This is a genomic window from Pleurocapsa sp. PCC 7319, from assembly GCF_000332195.1.
Classification (GTDB): Bacteria; Cyanobacteriota; Cyanobacteriia; order Cyanobacteriales; family Xenococcaceae; genus Waterburya.
On sequence record NZ_KB235919.1, the window covers coordinates 137,040 to 158,712 of the forward strand.

Consider the following 21,673-nt stretch of genomic DNA (forward strand, 5'->3'; position numbering starts at 1 on the left):
ATGAATTTACGCAGTGAAAAAAATATTAGAGTTAATTGAATCAGGATTTGTCATTGTATCTTTAATGTTTTATTCAGGAGGTGTCTTAGCGGTAGTGTTGTCAGGAGGTATCAGTCAGGGCGATCTTCAGCAAGATTTTGATACTGGATTAATTCGCTTAGTTTTTAGTTTAATTTACGTCATTACTTTTTTTTTACTGGTACTGATGTGGAAAAAAATTGTATATTTTGCCTCCAGAAATATACTTTTTTGGGTATTAATTGGGTTGACTTTTGCTTCTATTTTTTGGTCTTATGTACCAGATGTTACCTTGCGTCGTTTGGTAGCCTTGATTGGAACAACGATGTTCGGAATTTACTTGTCTTCTAAATACAGCATAGAACAGCAATTAAAAATGCTAGTTTGGACGTATGGTATTGCTGTCTTTCTTAGCTTTTTATTTGTGATCGCTTTACCACAATACGGATTGGAGAGTGGAACTCATGAGGGACTATGGCGGGGAATATATAGCCATAAAAATACCTTAGGTGTAAATATGGCAACTAGTAGTATTATCTTTTGGATAATGGCTATTAACTCCCAAGAAAATCGTCATCTTTTATGGATTGGCTTTTATTCTTCGATAATTTTAGTAATACTATCAGGTGCTTCATCTGCATTAGCAAATGTATTTATCATTATAGTTATCTATTTCTTTTGCCAAATTTTTCGCTTACGTTTGACAATTCAAATACCTTTATTAATTTGCCTATTAATTACTGGTGTATGGATGAATATATTAGTTACTAGTAATTTAGATTTCTTACTAGGTTTATTGGGAAAAGATATAACATTGACAGGTCGTACTGAACTATGGCAACTAACATGGCAATCTATCCAAAAAGAATATTGGTTGGGTTACGGATATCGTGCGTTTTGGACAGAGGGGAATAGTGAAGCTAGCATTATAAACACTACTTTGAGTTGGATAGTTCCCCATGCTCATAATGGCTTGTTACAGCTCTGGACTAATTTAGGTTTATTAGGTGTACTAATCTATCTAGCTGGATTTTTGACTATTTTTATGACTGCGTTTATGCAATTTCAACAAAACAAACAGTGGGAATTTTGTTGGATAATACTATTTTTGTCATTCGTTATATTAACCAATACAACTGAGCAAAATTTGCTGAGAGAAAATAACATTGTCTGGGTCTTATATGTGGCAACTTATTTTTCAATGGGATTACTTAAAAAGACAAGCAAATTGCCAAGAATAAGTAATGATATTTAAATATCTTCAATCCCGTTCTTCTGAACTTTTTAAAAAATCACTAGTAAAAAATACCATTTGGATGTTATTTTCCAATTTGGTAAGTCTCAGCATCAGTGCCGCATATTTTATAACTGTAGCTAGAGCTTTGGGAGCAGAAAGATATGGTGCATTTGTAGGTGCAATTGCATTGATAGCAATTGTTGCTCCTTTTTCTAGTTGTGGAAGTGGAGATTTAATTGTTAAGAATGTTTCTCGAAATAAAACTTTATTCAATCAGTACTGGGGAAATGCTTTATTAATTACCAACGTTAGTGGTCTATTATTAATTATTTTGGTTGTATTGGCAGCAAAAGTAATCTTGCCTGCAACAATTTCTCTACCAATAGTCTTCTTGTTTGCTCTTTCAGATTTACTATTTGCCAAAATTGTTAGTATTAGTAGTCAAGCTTTCATGGCAGTTGGTTTACTTAATCGAACAGCTCAACTAAATATACTTCTTCGATTAAATAGACTAATTGCAGCGCTATGTTTAGTAAACTTTTTCTCTATTCCAAAATTAAATATTTGGGCTAGCTTATATTTGGGAAGTAGTGTTATATCTGCTTTGGTCAGTTTTTTACTTGTACAACAAACTTTAGGTTCTCCCAAGTTAAAATCTTGGAAAATTAAATCTGAAATAACTGAAGGATTCTTTTATTCTGTTAGCTTATGTTCCCAAAATATTTATAACGACGTAGACAAAACTATGTTAGCAAGACTGGCAACATTAGAAGCGACTGGAATATATGGTGCAGCTTATCGTTTAATTGATGTTGCGTTTGCCCCGACACGTTCTTTGGTCTATGCTTCTTATAGAAAATTTTTCCAAGCTGGAGTTTCAGGGATTAGTGGAAGTTTAAATCTGGCAAAAAAGCTTGTACCCATAGCAGCTATCTTAGGTGTCTCTGCTGGTCTAGGAGTATATTTCTTGGCTCCAATAGTTCCTCTCATTTTAGGTAGTGAATATGCAAATTCAGTTGAAGTATTGATCTGGCTAGCCCCTTTACCATTTCTCAAGTCTATGCACTACTTCGGTGCAGATACTCTTACTGGAGCAGGATTTCAAAAGGTACGAAGCTTAATTCAAGTTCTAATAGCTATGTTTAATGTAGTGGCAAATTTTTGGCTAATACCTATTTTTTCTTGGAAGGGAGCAATTTGGGCTACCCTGGCTGCCGATACATTATTGATGTGTAATTTATGGATAATAGTATGGTTCTTAAATAAAAGAAAAAGCAGTTGAATAAAATAGCATCGAAATATCTATCTAAATATATATATTCTAAATAATGGATACTACTATGATCGCAATTCTCATGACCTGTCATAATCGACGTGATACCACATTAGCTTGCCTAAAAGCACTCTACAGGCAAAATTTGCCATTTGAAGTTTATTTGACAGATGATGGTAGTACTGATGGTACTTCAGAAGCGGTAAGAGCTAACTATCCAAAAGTAAAAATTCTTCAAGGAGACGGAAATTTGTTTTGGGGGGGAGGTACTAGGTTGGCTTTTGCTGAAGCTTTAAAGGCTGACTATAATTATTACGTTTGGCTGAACGACGATAGTATACTAAAATCAAATGCTTTACAAGTGCTTCTAGAAACTTATCAGGAACTCAAACAAAGAGGTAGCCCAAATTCGATTGTTGTAGGTTCAATGAAGGATTCAACAACTGGAAAAACTAGCTATGGTGGACATATTAGAAACTCTTGGCGACCACTTAAGTTTAAAATTTTACAGTCATCAGAAGAAATTCAAGAATGTGAAACGATTAATGGAAACTTAGTTTTGATACCTCGTTCGGTGGCTGCAATAGTGGGTAATATAGACAAAGCTTTTCGTCATCAGGTAGGAGATTTTGATTATGGATTAAGAGCGAGGAAGCTTGGTTGTCATTTATATGTAGCTCCTGGGCATTTGGGTACTTGTTCTCGTAATATTATTCAAGGAACTTGGTTGGATATCAATCTGTCATTTAAACAACGATTGCAAAAATTTAAATTCAAAGGTTCATCTCTTTTACGTCCAGATTCGTGGTTGTATGCTAGGAGACATGGAGGTTTGCTGTGGCTATTGTATTGGATTACACCATATGTGCAGTTGATTTATATTAGCTTGTTCAAAAAAAGCTCTTTGTCATGACGCCTTAGTGAACAGCATTTGATCAAAAACATTTATAAATTATGAAAAAAGTATTGATCGCCCATCAATCAACTATTCCTCATTATCGTGTTCCTTTTTATAATGCTTTAGAACAACATAAATCTGATGATTGGTGTTTTGATGTGGTTTTCGATCCCAGTGAACTGGACAAGAAAACATTTTTCAAAGAAGAACTTAATTTAAATTCGTTTAAATTTTCCATTCTAGAAGTAAGTACAATTAGTCTGAAAATAGCCGGAACTAAAATTTGCTACCAAACATTTTGGCAAAAAGCAGCAGCATACGATCTAATTGTCATTGAACAGGCTCTCAATAATCTGGCGTATCCTCTTTGTCATTTTCACCAGTTACAGGGAATAAAATTAATGTATTGGGGACATGGAAAACACAGAAAAATCCAGAAACCATCTTTTTTCAGAAGTTTGTCGGAGCAAGCAAAACTGTTTTTGACTAAGCAAGCTAATGGTTTTTTTGCTTACACACCTGGAGTTAAGTCTTTTTTAATTGAACAAGGTTTTCCAGCCAATCAAATTTTCGTTCTTAATAATACTGTCGATATCAATAAACAACGTCAAGCATTTGAAAAGTTTAAGGAACAAAAAGAGAAAATTAAGCGATCGCTAGGAATCGCAAATAAGAAAGTATTATTATTTGTAGGTAGATTTGGTAATACTAAGCGTGTTGATTTTTTGCTAGAAGCTTTCTCAATTTTGCAAAAAAACGATAACAGTTTTCATTTATTAATGCTAGGAACTGGTGGACAAGAATATCTGCAAGATAAACCAGAAAATATAACTTATTTTGGCTCTATTCTAGACTTAGATAAAGTAGCACCGATTTATGTTGCTGCTGATGTGTTTAGTTTTCCCGGTTCGGTCGGCTTAGGTCCACTTCAAGCACTTTGTTATAATTTACCAGTTGTCACTATTGATTCTCACATTCAATCACCTGAAATTGAATATTTGTCGCCACAAAATTCTTTAATCTTACCTTCTAATACGACTCCGAAAGAGTATGCTAAATCAATAGTTGAACTTTTTGCTAAGCCTCAGAGATTAGCTGACTTACAAAATAATGCTTGGTCAACTATTAGACATTTGACTATTGAACAAATGGCACAGAATTTTGCCCAGGGAATTGATAGTATTTTAAATTAGTTGCTAATTAATTTCCTAGTAAGTATTGAATATGACTTATAATTCATTGACAAATCTAAATGGACTTAATTTCCAAGCACCCAAGTATAAGCAGTTAATTGCTAATACTATGCTGGAAGATATTAGGAAAGTAGAATATTATGCTCAATCACAATATAGAGATCTTGATATTGTTGAAACGCTTAAATTTTATACTAATCGATATGTAAAGCAACTGTTTGATTTTGCATCTATCAATAGTAATACTGTAATTTTAGACGTTGGAGCTGGTTTTGGTTGGCTTTCAATGGCTTTTGCATATTCAACAGAGGCAAAAATAATTGCCATTGATCTGAATGAAACTCGATTAAATGCCGGAAAAAAAATTGCCAATATTCTGGGAATAGAAGATAAAATTGATTGGAGAATAGGTGCCTTGGGAGATCTTCCTATCAAAGACCAAGAAGCTGATATAGTCTATTGTATTGAAGTAATCGAACATGTATACAAATCTAAAGCCGCTATTTATGACTTATCTAGAGTTACTAAAGATCTAGTAATTGTAACTACACCTAATTTGTGGTTTCCAATTATTGCCCACGATACTCAATTGCCATTTTGTCATTGGTTACCAATCTCTTGGCGTAAGAGATATGCTAAATTATTCGACAGACATAAAAGAGAAATTGACAACTTATTTTGGTCTCCCTATTCATTGCAGAAAGAGCTAAAAGAATTTAAACCAATTTCTCAATGGTTGCATTACACATCCTATCAAAAATTTAAAGATACTTTTCCTTTTTATCTTCCCTATGGTACTGGTAAATATTTAAATAAATTGAGTTTAAGTAAAAAGCTATATTATGATATTATCTCGAAGTTAGGAATTTATTCTCATTGGTTTTTACCTTCATTAGCATATGTTTTTAAAAGAAAATAACATTAAAGTGGCTTCTATTTTGAGAGCAAGAATATAAAAAGATAAATACTTTCAATTATTTTGCAAAAGCTACACAATACTTTGAATCGCTAGAAAATTAAGGCTCAAAGCAATAATAATAGCTTAGCATTTCATTTTTGATGTCAGTCTGTACAACGTGAGTGGTATCAAAACCAGTATTTTTCGATTTTCTAGGAAATAATCATAGTTTCAGCTTACGAAATAATAAGTTTTTAAGCCCCCGTCAAACTCTTGGGGGACAATTTTTCCTCTCCAGACATAACGAATTCTTTTCGTTGGATGCTCACGTTGTACAAATTACTGGTAATTAACTTGTTGATTGTTGCTGTACATAACTCTCAGACTTGTCCGAGGTATTGAGCTATCAGCTAAATATGAACATTTGTCTTTTGTTGAGCTTCATCCAAGCAAGCTCTTAACTTACCTGCTAAAACTCCTACATGTGGTTCTTGATCGATCGTGCCGTGGCTACCACCAACAAAATGACAATCAATTCCTTCGGTTGCCAATTCTTCCCAGCTCGCTTGTTGATCTAGTCGTAAAGTACCACTGGCAAAGATGGTAATCTTACCAGGATAACTACTTGTTGGTAGATATTTAGCTCTTGCTTTAAGATGACTTCTAAAAACCTTTTTAACATTTGCCATTAAAGGATCTGGTGCAGCTTGACTAGGTAAAAATTTCGCTTTCAACTTGCGTAATTGCTTACGATATTTGTATTCAAGGATCGTCAACAGTTGACCATTACGGCAAAAATAAGCAAAGCTTTGCCAATATTCAGCTAAAGTTTTTGTTTTTTGACTACCATTAGTATTTCTCAACTTAGAGTAGATATTAGGCGGCATTCCACCATCAATCAAAGCTAAGAGACCAACTTTTTGTCCTTGCTGTGATAATTGTCGTGCCATTTCAAAAGCAACAATCCCACCGAAACATCTTCCACCTAGATAATAAGGTCCAACAGGTTGAATTGCTCTAATTTCCTTGATGTAGTGTGCTGCCATGTCTTCAACCCGTTCATGGGGTTCGGTTTCTCCTTCCAATCCCAGGGGTTGAGGAACGTAAAATGGCTGGTCTTTACCCAGATGACGTACTAAATTAGCAAATCCTAGTAAACTATTACCTGCTGGAGGAATACAAAATAAAGTTGGACGAGAACTACCAGGTTGTGGGGGATTTAACCAGGAACTAGAATTAGTGTCTCCATTTTCGCTAATTAGCTTAGCTAACTTTTCGACTGTTGGCGCTTCTAACAACGCAGATAAGGGTAGCTTTTTGCCGAAAGAGCTTTCAATTTCCCCAATTAGGCGGAAAGCAAGGAGAGAACTACCTCCTATTTCAAAAAAGTTATCTTGAAGATGGATATCTTGGTTGTCTAAAATTTCTGACCAAAGTTCAGTCAGTCTCAATTCTAAAGCATTTCTAGGTTTAGAATTATTCGTTGATTTAGATGAAGATCTACCGGGAACTGACAAATTATTAGTGCGTTTAGCGCGTAGTTGTTGGCGATCGCGATTACTTAATACTAATAATTCACTAATTGGTTTGGTTGGGTCAGCGACAATTTTCTCGAGTAAGGTTTGCCAATCCTCTGCCATCTTAGCGATCGACTCTGGAGAAAATAAATCGGTATTATATTTCCAGACTCCAACTAGTTCGTCTTGACACTCTGTTAAAGAAAGCGATAAATCAAAATCAGCTTTGCCATTATCTATGTCTAAGGTTTCCACAGCCAAACCAGATAGATTGGGCTTATTTTGTTCATTGTTTTGGAGGACAAACATAACTTGGGATAGTGATTTTTGTCCTAAACCAAGGTCTTGAACTAGTTGCTGTAGAGGAAAATCTTGGTGAGCATAGGAACCAGTAACTGTTTGACGTACTTGATTCAATAATTCTTGAACACTAGGATTGCCAGACAAATCACTTCTAAGAATTAGCAGGTTAACAAAATAACCCATTAACTGCTTAAGTTCTGGACGATTACGATTAGCAATGGGACTACAGACAAAAAGATCTTCTTGCTCGGTGTAAACATAAAGCAAAATCTTAAACGCCGTCAGTAAGGTAGCAAAAAGGGTTGCTCCAGATTGATAACTAAGCTGTTTAAGCTCAGCAGTAAGTGGGGCAGATATAGTTAGTTTATGAGTGGAACTTTTACGGGTGGGTACTGCTGGTGGAGAATAGTCTGTCGGGAGTGTCAAATCTGGAAGATTAGCGCCCAATTTCTCTTGCCAATAAGAACGAAGGGCAGCCAGAAAATCACTTTGTAACCATTGGCGTTGCCAAACCGCAAAATCTGCGTACTGAATAGATAATTTTGGTAAAGGGGAGGATTCTCCCTGAACAAAAGATTCATAAAGTGAAGTTAGTTCTTGCCACAACATTCCCTCTGACCAACCATCAAAAACAATGTGGTGAACACTGATGAGTAGTATATTTTCTTCTGGTTCTAGTTCTAGTAGAGAAGCGCGAAAGAGTAGATCACTACTGATGTCAAAAGGTTTTTGAGCTTCCTGTATTGAAAGTCGTAGTGCCTCTTGCTCCCGTTCTACCTTCGGCAATTCCTGTAAATTCTGAATAGTTAAGCTCCAGTTCTGGTCTTCAGAGGAAATGATTTGAACTGGTTTATTCTCTACGGTGCTAAAAGTAGTTCTAAGGGCTTCATGGCGTCTGACAATTTCTTTGAGGCTCTGCTCAAGAGCGGAGATGTTGAGAGAACCGCTTAGTCGCAAAGCTAAAGGAATATTGTACGCAGTACTGCTTCCTGATTCTAATTGGTCAATAAGCCAGAGTCGCTCCTGGGTAAAAGAGAGGGGAAGATTCTGTTCGCGTGAAGTAGGAATTAAAGGTGGAGCTTGATTCTGTAAGCTAATAATAGTTCTAATTGCTTGCCAAAGATCTGCTGGAGCCTGAGCTGAGGCAGTCTGTTTTTGGGGAATTGTTTCTGTTGTATTACTCATAATCTTTTCTGCTATAGGTTTCGCTCTTCCAATCTGTAACACCCGATTAACCTTTAGTGGTTAGTAAATTGCGAACAAGTACTCCAGACACTTCCATGCCACAGGTGTACAAAGTAATGTTTCGGTCAGCACTTAATTTTTCATGAGCTGACAAAATAATCTTTTCTGTTTCTTCCCAGCCAATACACTTATCCGTAACAGAAACACCATATTTTAATTCCTGCAGATTTTTAGGAATTTTTTGATTGCCTTCATACAAGTTAGATTCCAACATCATCCCAACTATGGATTGATTGCCATCGGCAATTTGTTGCAAAATATTTTCTAACACCGAAGCTTGTAATTTATGATTTTTGTGAGAGTTTCCGTGACTACAATCGATGACAATGGTCTGCGGTAAATTTAAATCTTTGAGTTTTTGTTCTGCTCTGGTAACTGTCGCGGCATCAAAATTAGGCTGGCGATCACCACCTCGTAAAATAAGATGACTATAAGGATTACCTTTAGTTCTAAAAGTACTTACTTGCCCCTCGCGATCAAGTCCGATAAAGTTATGGGGCATCTTCGATGATTGGATTGCATTTAAAGCCACTTGAATATTACCATCTGTACCATTTTTAAAACCCACTGGCATAGACAATCCACTTGCCATTTCCCGATGAGTTTGTGATTCAATAGTACGAGCTCCAATAGCTGACCAAGAAATTAATTCCGCTAGATATTGAGGGGTTATCGGATCTAATGCTTCTGTAGCTACTGGTAATCCTATTTCGCCAATTTTAATTAGTAGGTTACGAGCAGTAGATAGACCCTTCTGCATATTAAATGAACCATCCAGATCGGGATCGTTGATCAATCCTTTCCAGCCTACAGTTGTTCTGGGTTTTTCAAAGTAAACCCTCATGACAATTAATAATTTGTCTTTAACCCTCTCAGCTAAATCTTTTAGCTTTTTAGCATAATCTTCTGCAGCTTTTGGGGAGTGAATGGAGCAAGGGCCGATGATGATAAATTTTCTAGAGTCTTTGCCATCTAAAATATTTTGTAGCTCATTTCTTCCTTGTAAAACTGTTTTGGCAGCAGCTTCGGTCAAGGGTAATTGACTCTTGAGTTGAATCGGGGTCATTAAAACCTGAGAAGATTCAATATTGACATCTAGTATTTCTTTAATATTCATCTTGCTTAACGAGGGGAATCAATTTAAAAAATGTGATTTGATTTGAAAAGTGGTTCTGATTCAAAAGTCCGTCAGAAAATAGCTGGCGGGAAATTTTTCAGTAATCATGATAATGGGTTTACCCTGAGAAAAGACTAGATAAGTACGAGATAGAATTGAATCTTCTGGTTGAATCGGAAAATAAGTAGACAATTTACCTACAGTTTCTTCAGCTGTATCAACTATCTCTTTAAAAGTTTCAAACTTATTTTCTAACCAGAGTCTGCCCAGAGGAGTTTTAGAGTGTAATAATTCATCTTTAAACTTTTCTTCTAATCTTTCAGTAACCAGAATTGACTCAGCATAAATAAAGTTTTTTCTGCTGATTTTTCCTTGAAGTAATATTTTCCTTTCAATTACTTCACTACCCTGTTTAACTTCTAACGGTAAAATATCCTGTGTAATTGAAACTATTCCTTCTGATAGCTTGACTACCCGAATTTGTTCAAATAAGTAGGCTTCTAATATTTCAGTTAGTGTCCCATCAGTTGTTAGTAAGATACGCTGAAATGTACTTAGTTTTGATGGATTGATATGACTACGGATTAAAGATTGATTTAAATCTTCACGCATCAGATCAATATTATTGTTATTCACTTAAATAATTTTTGTTAGTTTTAGTTAATTGAGTTAGAACAGTTTAAGCTGAAAAGAAAAACTAGAAGAATTGAAAATTCAAGTATTATGGCTATGCTTTGGTTTTCTGATCGATTAATTTTACAATATCGCTGATTGTCCGAAAATTATCGAGACTAATCTCAGCATCGTTAAAAGTAATACCAAAAGCTTCTTGCAAATTAAAAATTAAGGTCATGGCATTAATCGAGTTTAATCCCAAATAAAAAATGTCCTGATCATCGTCAATTTGTTGACTATTAATATTTGGAAGTAACTCAGAAACTACATTTTTGGTTTTAAGTTTTAGTTCTTCAGTTGTCATCATGGTTGCTAAAAGTCGGTTAAAAAAGTAATAATTTGATTGGTATAAATTTGATTGAATTAATACTAGTTTTCGTTAAGATTAACATACTAGCAAAATATGATAGTAGGCAGCTAGATATTGCAACAAGTTAATTATAATTTGCCTTATCTAGCTGAGTAAAATAGTTAGTTTTATACTAGATCTTTGCGCAAAATTTTACCCAAAGAACTGCGAGGTATTTCGCTGCGAAATTCAATGATTCTGGGAATTTTAAAATCAGCTAGCTGCTCTTGACAATAGGCAATTAATTCCTCTTCCGGACACTGTTCTCGACAGACAACAACTGCTTTAACAATCTCTCCAGTGTAGGGTTGTTTAGTTCCAACTACTACCGCTTCTTCTACATTGGGATGAGTTACTAAAACATCTTCAACTTCGAAGGGATCGACTTTATGTCCTCCTGTCTCAATAAAGATTCTTTTTCTACCAGTGATTGAAAGATAACCTTGTTCGTCTTTTTTACCTAAATCACCGGTAAAGTAGTGACCATTTTGAAACACTTCTTTGTTCACTTCAGGAGAATTATGGTATCCCTTGGTCAAAGTTTGACTGGTAATTACTAATTCGCCTTCCAGACCAGGAGGTAATTCTTGTCCGCGATCGCCAATTACTTTAATCTCAACATTATGCATTGGTAAACCAATAGAATCGTATTTAACATCTTGGCTACTTTGCATATTAATGGCTACTGAACCTGCTTCTGTACAACCATAAAGCTGTCGCAGAGGAATGCCAAACCGTTGTAAAAACTTATCAAAAATGTCTTGAGAGAGGAAGTTCCCCGCCGATATACACAATCGAAGACTTGGTAATTCAGCATATGTATCTGCTGGTGCTGCTGCCAGGATGCTAAAGATATAAGGAACAGCAGGTAGAATTGTGATCTTTTCTTGCTCAATTAATTCTAGAACGCGAGCCCGACGGAAAACAAAGGGCATCTCTACTGGGACACCGTCCTGCAAAAACGGTTCTAAAATTGTTAGGGTGGCTCCTGAACAGATTGCTGCCAGTAAACATTCACCAAATCCATAGGCATGATACAGCGGTACAAGACAAAGAATGTTATCGGAGCTTGTTACCTGCAGTGTCTCAACACAATTAATTGCTTGATGATAGAGATTATTCTGGGTACGACAGACTCTTTTGGGTCTTCCTGTAGAACCCGATGAATATTGATAAAGAACATCTCCTAAATAGGATTCTTCTGGCTGCCAATCTCCAAAATCAGACTGGATCAAGTTGTTAAACGCCAGACCAACAGTGGGTTTCTCTGAGACTACAATTAAATCAACAGAGCGTTCCAAGCGGGAAATTGCCTGATGACAAGCTTCAGCTCTAATACTATCAGTAATAATAACTTTGGCATTACTATCCCGGAGGTAGTGTTCCAGTTCGTTTTCTTTGAATCCTGGATTTAGCAACAGAGCGATCGCATTCAAGGAGGTGACCGCACAAAAACTAACCACAAACTCAGGACAATTAGGTAAGATTAAAGCGACACAATCTGATTGTTGAACCCCTAAAACACTTAGACCTTGGCTAAATCCTCGCACTTGTTGCTCAAGTTCTTGATAACTAGTTCGGGTTTGACCATAGACAAGAGCTGTTTTGTCAGGTTGCTCTGCTACAGTCTTTTGAAGCATTTGATATAGCATAATCGATAAAAAAGAATCTGAGATATAAAGAAATTAAGTTAAAGAGTTGACTATTTTTCTTGGATAACGGCTTCGATTTCGATATCTAGTTCATAGCGACAGATATCTGAACGCAGGTAAATAATATGGTCTTCCTCAGTGGCTAAAATACTTTGAGGAAATAACTCTCGAACTATGGCAGCATCAGATTCGCGGCGAATATAAACTTTGAAAAAGCGATCATACTTCGCCGAATCGGGCATCAGACTGCCGAAACTCATCCGTTCGTGTACTAACCCCATATTCATAAACACTAAACTCATATTGTCGAGGGTAGTATACATCTGTTCGGCAACGTCACTAAGAGTTACTGACTTGTGGCTTTTAATGCTAGCCGTACCAGATAAATAACCGACACGTTTACCTCCAAGCTCGATCACCGTTCCCCTAGCAAAACTAGGAGATCGAGGTCCATATTGTTGAGGATATTTGAATGCTGAAACTTGTTCGGGATTCTCGATGTGGGTAGCTTCGGCTTTTCCTGCTATAAAATACAGCACTAATTTGCGATCGTTGATACCCACCGCTGATGCTGCTGGTAATTTAACCTCAAAATCAGTGCCATAAAACGCTTCAAAAGCTAGAGAACGTCCTTTACAAAAAGATTTATAATTTTCTAAAGCAGAAGTTTCATTGTTGATGTAAGGAACATAGTTCCAGACACGAAACAAGTTCCAGTCTTTGGTTAATTCTAGAAAGTCCATGTAGACTTCATAGGCAGCTTTTTCCAAAGGAAAGTCGACCTCTTTAACTAGAACACCAGCTAAATATTCCTCTGATTCTATAAGTTGAAAACCAAGACGACTATGAATACGTCCAGGTTGCGAGGCAATTCGCTCGCGACTATCTTGACCCAAAACAGGAATTTTAACATAGAGATCGATACCATTTTCGGTAGAGACGCAGCGAGTTTCTTCACGACCAAATAGTACCTGTAGGGTCTTATTTGGTAGATTTGTTTTTTCACTGTTGCTTGGGGTTTTAGATTCTACGGTTGTCATAAACATCGCAATCACCAATAAATTTTACTATGGTTAAAGTCTAAGTTATATAATTTGAAGTCTTTTTCAGCTTTTGACTAAGCAATAATCTTGAGGTTTTCACTGCCGAAAGTCGGTAGATTAGATAAGTAGGCAATATCTACTACAGACTCAGAACCATTACCATCTGGATCAAAACTGAGCAGACCATCATCCGAATTGTAGATAACATAGGGACAAATTCCATATGGGCATGGATTATAATCAATAAATACTCCAGTTTTCCTGGGGTGTGGCCTTAAATTCTCGTCAGGAACCAAGCTAGTATCAAATCCCGATGCAGAGATTAAGATATGATCGTCGCCATCAAAATCAGTAATCGTATCTAATTCTGAATCTAAATTTTCATACACAAAGTTATCTGCACCTTGACCCCCAGCCAGAATATCTGCGCCACCATAACCAAACAAAATATTTGCCTGGTCATTACCTGTCAATTGATCGCTAAATGCTGTCCCGGTAATATGATCGATTTCCGAAAGCGTTTCTGATTCTACTAAAGCATCATACCAAGCATTTCCAATCTCTTGATATCCTGTGCTATCAGGATGAATTCCGTCAGGTACTAAATTGCTGATGTCAACTTGCCCACCAGCGTTGACATAGGTTACTTGCTGACCATACTCTGAAGCTAGTTCAGGTAGAAAGTCATTAAAATATTCGACAACGTCAGGTCGCGGATTACCCTTTATTGCTGGATCGAGAGGAGCAAGGGATGAAACAAATATTTGTACATCTGGTGCCTCATCTATTAGTCGCTCAATCAGGTAATCGAGTTCATCAATAGTTTGAGCAGCAATTTCAGCTAGCTGATCGGGATTATCAGCAGCATCTTGAGCAGCTCTACCAGATTGCAAAATATCGTTAGTTCCTGCCATCAACAGTACGATATCAGGCTGATAGTTTGTCAGTAGCCCTTCATCGACGAGTGTTGTCAGTTCATCAATTGTAAACCCTGGATGCCCTTCATGTTCTGCATCATCTATATTAGTTCCTTCATTTTCTTGAGAACCAATAAAATCAACACTCAAATCATCATCTACAAAGTTATTCGATAACTGTAGGCGATATGCACCAGGAGTAGGCTCGGTCGGATATTCACCTGAAGTTATCGAATCACCAAATGCCATGATTTCCGGTTGCTCAGTGGCTCCATAAATTGGAGTCAAAACTTTATCTGTAGAAAGATTGGCAACTATCCCTCTATCACTCTGGCCATAGTCAGCGATGTTATTTTGTTCAACGATTAAATCGTTATCAGAATCATTGAGCAAAGTTAAATCAATTGCCATAATAAATTTGTTTTAGATACAACTCAATTTACAATAGGTCAGACAAAAATTAGATATGCAGGAATAATTGACGAATAAATCAAATCTACTGCTTGTTTTTAAGCAAACAAGAGAGATTAATGACTTCAAAGCGTAAATCAAAACTTTCTGAAGTATTGTATCAAGTTAGACATTAAACTTCGAGCTGAGTAGCTTTCGAAGTTTGTATTCTGAGGAAAACTCAAAATATCAATATCTTTTCGTTGTATAAAAAATTAACTTCTGACTCTTAAGACCTAAGATAAAGCTATTTTCTGATTTTTAAGAGTGACTTTGCCAAAATAAGCATTTCGTTCGACTTTTAATTGATTTCCTCATAAAAAATGATATTTAGATACTACTCAAACAAACTTTTTCAATTGACTTTTGAGCCCTAAGACAAAGCTATTTTCTGATTTTTAAGAGTGACTTTGCCAAAATAAGCATTTTGTTCGGCTCTTAGTTGATCGCATAGTCTATTACTAGGAAGTTCTACGTCATCGTAAGTTAACACAGAATCTTTAGCAATATCTCGTTTGAGACGACAGCCTTCAGCTAGCCCCATCGGCAATAAATTTTCTTTGAGCGCAACTTCAGAATTTTCACATTGTCCGTAAGTCATATAGAAGCCAATGCCATCGAGCATGTCTCCAGCTTTGAGGTCAATTTTTGCTGTTGTCACTACATCTACCTGAGGTTTACCAATCGGACTCATGACTGCATCCTGTAATAAAACTACGCGAGCCACAGATAAAGGTACTTCAAAATGGCAGAGGTGATAAGGGGTATAGAAGCTATATAAAGGTCCTTCTCCCAACTTATATAAATTGAGATAATGCTGTTGTTTAGGATCGTCATGGGTAGCAAAGACAAATACACCAGGACCAGGCTTGGCTCCTACTACATAATCAACAATGCCGCCCAATTCTTTTAATTGTTCAACATCGTACATACCAGTCATTTCGTCCACATGACCTTTAAAGTCATAGCCTAACATTCCGCGCTGGGCAACTTTCATTCCGGTGGCATTGGCGACGATCGCCTGTTCAAAAGAAATTTTAGTACCATCGGCGAAACTTGTTACCATATGGGGTTTTTGTCCCCAACGTCTGGCAAAACCTTCTTGAGTTGTGGGATTGCGATAGGGATCTTGTAAACCTTTGATATTGCCGCAGAGCAAAGGAGTCAAGCCGATACTTTTGACAAAGCGATACAAGTTCATTTGTACTCCGGGCTGATCGCCATCACAGGCACTAAGAATAACTCCTGCTCGATCCGCATAGACTTTGAGAATGGAGCCAATTGTGCCATCTAATTCTGCATTCATCAGAATTACGTGTTTACGATTAGCGATCGCTTCCATGACTATACCCGCAGCATATTCGATTGTCCCTGTAACTTCAATCAGGGCATCGATTTGTTCTGCTTGGCACAAAAGTTTGGCATCTTCGGTAATGGCATATTTCCCTTGAGAAATTGCTTCTTCTAATGCCGTAGTTGTTTCAACGTCTAATAATTCTTGGACTCCTGCCTCTTGGTAAGCTCTTTTTGCCCCCTCAAGACGACGGTTAGCGATCGCCACTAATTCCATTCCGGGAACAGAATTGATAATTTGATTGGCAATACCACGCCCCATAAAACCGGCTCCAATCATACCCACTTTGACAGGGTTTCCAGTTGCCACGCAATCTTGTAAAGCTTTATCGACAATAATCATTAATTAATCCTCTATGAAAATAAAACAATGTCACTACTAAATACGCCCCACATCTGATGGTGAGTAGGGATTGCTTGTCTGTTTGCAGTTATTTGAATTAACTAACTACAGGGGTTTTGAGTAAAGACCAATTAGTGTCTTTCTCAGAAATCTCACTAATAGGCAACGGCCATTCAATCCCTAATACAGGATCGTCGTAGCGTAAACCTCTTTCCCGATTCGGTGTATAAAATTCACTTACTTGGTAAATGACCTCGGAATCATCACTCAAGGCTTGATAACCATGGGCAAACATTTCCGGAACGTATAGAGCACGACGATTTTCGGCAGTTAGTTCGACACCAATATGTTGCAGATAAGTCTCCGACTCTGGACGCAAATCTACAATCACATCATATATTCCCCCTTGAGTGCAACGGATAAATTTAGTTTCTGTTGCGGGAGATAATTGATAATGCATGCCCCGCAGAGTCCCCTGTTTATAATTAAAAGATACATTGCACTGGGCAACTGCTGGTTTCAAATTGTAAGCTTCAAACTCTTTGGCACAAAAAGTTCTGGCAAAAAAACCGCGGTGGTCTTGTATTGGTTCTAAGTCAATAATATAGGCACCCTTGAGTTTTGTTTCTGTGAATTTCATAATTTTTTACTAGTTAAACACTAAATTCTTTACTAAATAAATCTACGTACAGCGCGAACTAAATCTTCTGATGTGCCAATATCTAAATATTCTCCATCAGTAAAAACCTCTGCTTGTACTTCTAAACCCTTGTTGATCGCGGCTTGAATTACATCTCCGATCGGCAATTCCCATTTCTTGGTGGGATAGTTCTCAGCCTCATGGTGCTGTCTACTAGCTTCAATAGAGACTACATATTCATGTAGAAAGGAGGTAAATACGGGTGTCCACACTGCTGTTCCCCACATATAGCGTAATTTTGTTTGTTTAGGTTTTTCTGTAATCAGACGAACTCGACCCTGTGAGTCAAAATCAACCATACCTGCTTTCTGAGGTTGGTCAGTCGGAAATAAACCTAAAACCACATCAGCTTTGCTAATAGCTTGTCGAGCTAATAACTTAGAATAAACATCGTCTGGCTGGAAAAGAATATCAGGAAATCCCAGAGCAATAATCGCTTTTTGCACAAATTGATAAGCTTGATCCAATGTATAAGGAACACCAAAAGGTAAGTTCATCATTAGGTAGCCTAAGTGCATATTAACTATGGCTCCATCACCTAGATATGTAGGGATGTCCCATTTACCCGCACGCATGATTATGTATGCTTTACTAATGCCTGCTAAGCGCATTTTTTCTAACAGATAATGACAGACAACTTTAGGGCGAAGGTTGTGATTCTCGTCTACAGAACGAAATCCAATGGGGTACAATTCTTTACTCAATGGTAAAGGAGCAATGCGTTTCGCCTGCCCTGCTGCTGGCAGCAATCCAATCACTTCCAGCTCCCGTCCCTGTTTTTTTTGCATATACTAGCTTTAAATGGGGTTTTCTGATTAAGAAGGTAGAGAAATAAACCCCAATTCTTATATATTTTTCTGCCATTTTTTTCTAAATCTTTTTATTTCTTCTTCACTGTAAAAATGTTTGGTGTACCTCGAATTGTAAATTTTATCCATGTATGATAAAGGTAAATTTATTGACTTTAAAAATTCTTGATAGATAGTTTTATACTCTTTATTATTACCAGTATTTGCTGTTACCAAGTTAAAGTCATCTAGATCTAAAAACTCTTTGAAAGCTTTTTGGGCACAGTTATTTAGATCCTCAACTCTTAGTAATAATAATTGTATCTGTTCATTTTCATAAGTTTTATATCCTTCAGAACAAGAGAAACTTTTGGCAAAAACATCAAGTTCGAACACTGATTTTAATTCTCGATCAAACCAATACATAAAATCATAATGAGAGTTAAATTTTTCGAAAAATAGTTGCTTAAGTTCTCTAACAATATCTTCGGTTTTCATCGTATTGATTTTGTCTTGTAAATCATAATTCATTAAGAGATGGAGATTCTGAAAAAATTTTGAAATATTTCTAGCAATCGGTTCTCGAACAAGGGTCACTACCTTAAGCTTTTTTTTCTTCTTACTTTTATCCAGTCTCTGTCGTAAATACAAGCTTTGTAAGAAATGATTGTGGATTATTCTGGTACGAGCAAAATTTTCTCTGTAAACTTTTTCAACTCTTTTGATACCCTCATATGATAAGGCATGAACATGATAAATAGATAGATCTAGGTCAAGAGATTTTAGTGACCAGACAATAGTTCTAGAGCCAACTTTGCCCATTTGATAGACTATTATTTCTTCTCTAGAATGTTCTAAATTGAAACCATAAACTAGAAAGTCATTAAGATAGTTTTTGAGGGAATAATACAGTTTAGCCGTAGCGTAATTAGGCGATAGCTTAGTGATTGTGGACATATACTTTTTTTCCTATTTTCTTATAGGGATAATAGTTGTTAGCTTTAATTGCTTTTTGCACAAACTGATTTCCCCGCTCGCATGATTATGTATGCTTTACTAATTCTTGTTCCTGCTAGGCGCATTTTCTCTAGCAGATAACGACAGACAATTTTGGGGCAAAGGTTGTAATTTTCGTCTACCGAACGAAATCCAATGAGGTATAATTCTTTACCTTAAAAAGCTTTAAGCTCTAAGCCTTAAGCTTTAAGCTCTAAAGTTTACGCTTTGTAAACGGCTAACAGCTTATAGCTATCGGGTTTAATGCCCCCAGCAAACGAAGTTTGGTGGTCTACAATTAGGAGAGGTTAAAGCCTCTTATAATTGGCTTACAGCTTACAGCTTACAGCTTACAGCTTATAGCTGCGGCTCTGCCGCTTTACTCAATGCTAAAAGAGCAATGCGTTTCGCCTGTCCTGCTACTGGCAGTAATCCAATCACTTCCAGCTCAGGCTCCTGGTTTTTTAACATAGACCTTATTTGAAGTGGCTAACTATACTATTCAAATATTTTTTTAATCTTTGAAACATTGTTTGGTCTTGGCTGGGGTTAGAGGATATTTGCTCATCAACGCCAGGAATCGCCGATTTCATTTCCTCGTAACTGGAGTTTTTGCCAATTCTTAAATCATCAAAGTAAACTACTATTTTTTCAGATCTAGCTGGATCGCCGGGCTGCTTATTATATCCCCGTTTATAAATACCAACAGGCTTAATATGCAGTACTCTACGCCAGTCATTTAAAGGGATATCCCTAGGGTGAAATCCTGAAGGACCTTGGTAACTGAGAACCTGCTTGCCATTGATCCAAATATTGGCATAACCATTATCTTCATGGGTTGATTTGAGATTAACCACAATGTCTTGCCATTCACCCAGCTCGAAAGGAGCTTCCTCCAATACCCAATCTTTGCGGAGTGAATTTTGCTCAGTCCGACAAGTATTTTGCTGCATATATTGCAGACCAAATACCCAGGCAAATTGACCACTATCAAGTTGTTCGATGCCAAAACTATAATTGGGTCCACCTCTGTCACATCCACCACCTCTTCTCCAGGCAGCATGTAATACAGGTCCACCTTGACCGATAATATTCCAGCTATTATCAGGCTCATATTCTTCGATCATGACTTTGTAGCCGTACCAAATATCTGTACCTCCAGGTCCAACTTGGAGTCGCTTATCCTTAAAAACAAGCTCACTTCTAACTGGTAGTTCACCTTTTTCATCTCGATCCTGATCGTCACTTCTGAGTTCGAATCGAGCTGCCCATTCACCATCAGCAGCATTGGAATTAACAAAATTGAAAGCATAATCGAGAGTTTTGGAAGCTAACAATTTTGCTCTAAGGCGATCGCAGCTATTACTTCTTGATCTTCGCTCTATTTGTCTTTGACATTTAGTTTCAAAGCTAGTTTTGCCAATTATTTCTGCTAGAGCTGGTTTGGGGGCAATTAGCAACAATAGCGATGTCAATTTAATCAAGTCGAAATAGTAGTTTTGAGAAATCATTTTAGTTGTTATCTTTATTCCTTAGAGCTAGACAGTTTCAGTTTCTGAAACAACTGGAACTACTGGTTCCAAAGCTAAAGCATTGAGAATTTGGTTACTATTAAGGTTGCCTACAGTCTCGATCAAGCCAACACCATCTCCTGATGATGTAAAGAAGTTGGAAATAGTGAGATCGTTAACAGGATCAAATACTCCATCATGGTTAATGTCTATTAGTAAATCATTTGTTTCTCGTAGAAGATCTTCTAGACTTAAACGAAGACCACTAGTGAAGACAAGAGTATCTGTCCCTCCTAGATCGTTAATCTGACTTCCTGGAGCTGTCTGATTATTAAGTACATAAATATTGTCCTCATTTCCCCCACTAAGAAGATAATCTCCTTCTTGAATTGAAAGGACTTCTAGGTCATCATAGTAAAGTTCTCGTTGTGTCAACTGAGTATCTTGCCACTTTTTGTTATACAAGCCTACTTTTAGATAGGGACCAGACTCATCATTGTAAGTATTTGGTCCAGTTTGCCGCAGAACTAAATTATCGTTTTGCCACACTTCAATTAGGCCATCAGCTTCATGAGACCACCTGACATGAAAAGTCCAATCAGTCCATACTCCAGTTTGATAATCTCCCAATTCATAGCTTATAGAACCCTCAGCTGTTAGACCTCTTTGTTCGTCTGATTCTCTGATGATTTGTCGACTATCCCATTTATTACCGACTCTCCATTCTCCATCTACTGTTGTCAAAGTCAACACTGGTCCCGTTCTCGACCAAGTTTCACCTAAATGAAAATCCGGAAAAGCATGCCATTGGGCAACGATTTCAGGAACTGGATCCGCGACATAGGTATCAGGTAGAAAAATTCTAAAACTATAAGTAATCTCAGAGTTACTAGGAACGCGATCTAATGATAATTCCTCTCGTTTATCGGGATCTTGCAAGACAAACTTGACAGTATTATTACTATTTTGATCGTTTAAGTCAGACGTGGAAATAATTCCAGAAGAAGAATGATTAAAGTCCGATTCTTTCAATCCATCTAAACTCGTTTCAAAATCATTTTGAAGTATTGTTGAACCTGGATATATGATGTTCATTTTGAAGTTGTCTCACCAAGTAAAAATAAATTAGTACTAAGATTTTTGTGCAAATTTCTACTAAAGATACTTCTACTAAAGATACTTCCGTGAACAATCTGA

General features: G+C 36.8%; 18 protein-coding genes. 5 read left to right on the forward strand and 13 right to left on the reverse strand.

The window, feature by feature from the left end:
* The first annotated feature begins 13 nt into the window (after positions 1 to 13).
* Genes PLEUR7319_RS0102035 through PLEUR7319_RS0102055 form a run of 5 tightly spaced genes read left to right on the forward strand, consistent with a single transcriptional unit; the run spans position 14 to position 5,538 of the window.
* Positions 14 to 1,273, forward strand: a complete 1,260-nt coding sequence (locus PLEUR7319_RS0102035; RefSeq protein WP_019503541.1) for an O-antigen ligase — start codon at positions 14 to 16, stop codon at positions 1,271 to 1,273.
* On the forward strand, positions 1,263 to 2,537 hold the full coding sequence (locus PLEUR7319_RS0102040) for an oligosaccharide flippase family protein (RefSeq protein WP_019503542.1): 1,275 nt from the start codon (positions 1,263 to 1,265) through the stop codon (positions 2,535 to 2,537). The genes PLEUR7319_RS0102035 and PLEUR7319_RS0102040 overlap by 11 nt, the downstream gene beginning before the upstream one ends.
* A 46-nt stretch (positions 2,538 to 2,583) precedes the next feature.
* The gene (locus PLEUR7319_RS0102045) at positions 2,584 to 3,441 is read left to right on the forward strand and encodes a glycosyltransferase family 2 protein (RefSeq protein ID WP_019503543.1); all 858 of its coding nucleotides are present in this window, start codon (positions 2,584 to 2,586) and stop codon (positions 3,439 to 3,441) included.
* A 41-nt stretch (positions 3,442 to 3,482) separates the two neighbouring features.
* Positions 3,483 to 4,619: a glycosyltransferase family 4 protein gene (locus PLEUR7319_RS0102050; protein ID WP_019503544.1), complete on the forward strand. Its 1,137-nt coding sequence runs from the start codon at positions 3,483 to 3,485 to the stop codon at positions 4,617 to 4,619.
* 31 nt (positions 4,620 to 4,650) lie between these two features.
* Positions 4,651 to 5,538 carry a bifunctional 2-polyprenyl-6-hydroxyphenol methylase/3-demethylubiquinol 3-O-methyltransferase UbiG gene (locus PLEUR7319_RS0102055; RefSeq protein WP_019503545.1) on the forward strand — a complete coding sequence of 296 codons (888 nt, stop codon included), beginning with the start codon at positions 4,651 to 4,653 and terminating at the stop codon, positions 5,536 to 5,538.
* Between the two features lie 389 nt (positions 5,539 to 5,927).
* On the opposite strand, the gene PLEUR7319_RS37675 is transcribed toward PLEUR7319_RS0102055, so the two are convergent.
* The 13 genes from PLEUR7319_RS37675 to PLEUR7319_RS37680 form a co-directional block, all read right to left on the reverse strand.
* Positions 5,928 to 8,522 carry a condensation domain-containing protein gene (locus PLEUR7319_RS37675; protein WP_026102253.1) on the reverse strand — a complete coding sequence of 865 codons (2,595 nt, stop codon included), beginning with the start codon at positions 8,520 to 8,522 and terminating at the stop codon, positions 5,928 to 5,930.
* Positions 8,523 to 8,568: 46 nt separating this feature from the next.
* Positions 8,569 to 9,699, reverse strand: a complete 1,131-nt coding sequence (locus tag PLEUR7319_RS0102065; protein ID WP_019503547.1) for a 3-deoxy-7-phosphoheptulonate synthase — start codon at positions 9,697 to 9,699, stop codon at positions 8,569 to 8,571.
* Positions 9,700 to 9,759: 60 nt separating this feature from the next.
* Entirely contained in the window at positions 9,760 to 10,311 is a 552-nt protein-coding gene (locus PLEUR7319_RS0102070) for a chorismate pyruvate-lyase family protein (RefSeq protein ID WP_036798420.1), read from the reverse strand.
* Positions 10,312 to 10,426: 115 nt separating this feature from the next.
* Positions 10,427 to 10,681, reverse strand: coding sequence for an acyl carrier protein (locus PLEUR7319_RS0102075; RefSeq protein ID WP_144054223.1), 255 nt, complete (start codon positions 10,679 to 10,681; stop codon positions 10,427 to 10,429).
* A 170-nt stretch (positions 10,682 to 10,851) separates the two neighbouring features.
* Positions 10,852 to 12,363 (reverse strand): class I adenylate-forming enzyme family protein, encoded by a 1,512-nt coding sequence (locus PLEUR7319_RS0102080; protein WP_019503550.1) that lies wholly within the window; start codon positions 12,361 to 12,363, stop codon positions 10,852 to 10,854.
* Positions 12,364 to 12,425: 62 nt separating this feature from the next.
* Entirely contained in the window at positions 12,426 to 13,415 is a 990-nt protein-coding gene (locus PLEUR7319_RS33880; protein ID WP_019503551.1) for a hypothetical protein, read from the reverse strand.
* 77 nt (positions 13,416 to 13,492) lie between these two features.
* The gene (locus PLEUR7319_RS0102090) at positions 13,493 to 14,746 is read right to left on the reverse strand and encodes a GDSL-type esterase/lipase family protein (protein WP_019503552.1); all 1,254 of its coding nucleotides are present in this window, start codon (positions 14,744 to 14,746) and stop codon (positions 13,493 to 13,495) included.
* Positions 14,747 to 15,158: 412 nt separating this feature from the next.
* Complete coding sequence (locus PLEUR7319_RS0102095) at positions 15,159 to 16,481, reverse strand: NAD(P)H-dependent oxidoreductase (protein WP_019503553.1); 1,323 nt, start codon at positions 16,479 to 16,481, stop codon at positions 15,159 to 15,161.
* Between the two features lie 97 nt (positions 16,482 to 16,578).
* Positions 16,579 to 17,121 (reverse strand): dTDP-4-dehydrorhamnose 3,5-epimerase, encoded by a 543-nt coding sequence (gene rfbC / locus PLEUR7319_RS0102100; RefSeq protein ID WP_019503554.1) that lies wholly within the window; start codon positions 17,119 to 17,121, stop codon positions 16,579 to 16,581.
* Positions 17,122 to 17,153: 32 nt separating this feature from the next.
* Positions 17,154 to 17,969 (reverse strand): sugar phosphate nucleotidyltransferase, encoded by an 816-nt coding sequence (locus tag PLEUR7319_RS0102105; protein WP_019503555.1) that lies wholly within the window; start codon positions 17,967 to 17,969, stop codon positions 17,154 to 17,156.
* Between the two features lie 57 nt (positions 17,970 to 18,026).
* Positions 18,027 to 18,926: a putative capsular polysaccharide synthesis family protein gene (locus PLEUR7319_RS0102110; protein ID WP_019503556.1), complete on the reverse strand. Its 900-nt coding sequence runs from the start codon at positions 18,924 to 18,926 to the stop codon at positions 18,027 to 18,029.
* 515 nt (positions 18,927 to 19,441) lie between these two features.
* Positions 19,442 to 20,476, reverse strand: coding sequence for a heparin lyase I family protein (locus PLEUR7319_RS0102120; protein ID WP_019503558.1), 1,035 nt, complete (start codon positions 20,474 to 20,476; stop codon positions 19,442 to 19,444).
* A gap of 27 nt (positions 20,477 to 20,503) precedes the next feature.
* Positions 20,504 to 21,571 carry a polysaccharide lyase gene (locus PLEUR7319_RS37680; protein ID WP_019503559.1) on the reverse strand — a complete coding sequence of 356 codons (1,068 nt, stop codon included), beginning with the start codon at positions 21,569 to 21,571 and terminating at the stop codon, positions 20,504 to 20,506.
* Positions 21,572 to 21,673: the final 102 nt, after the last annotated feature.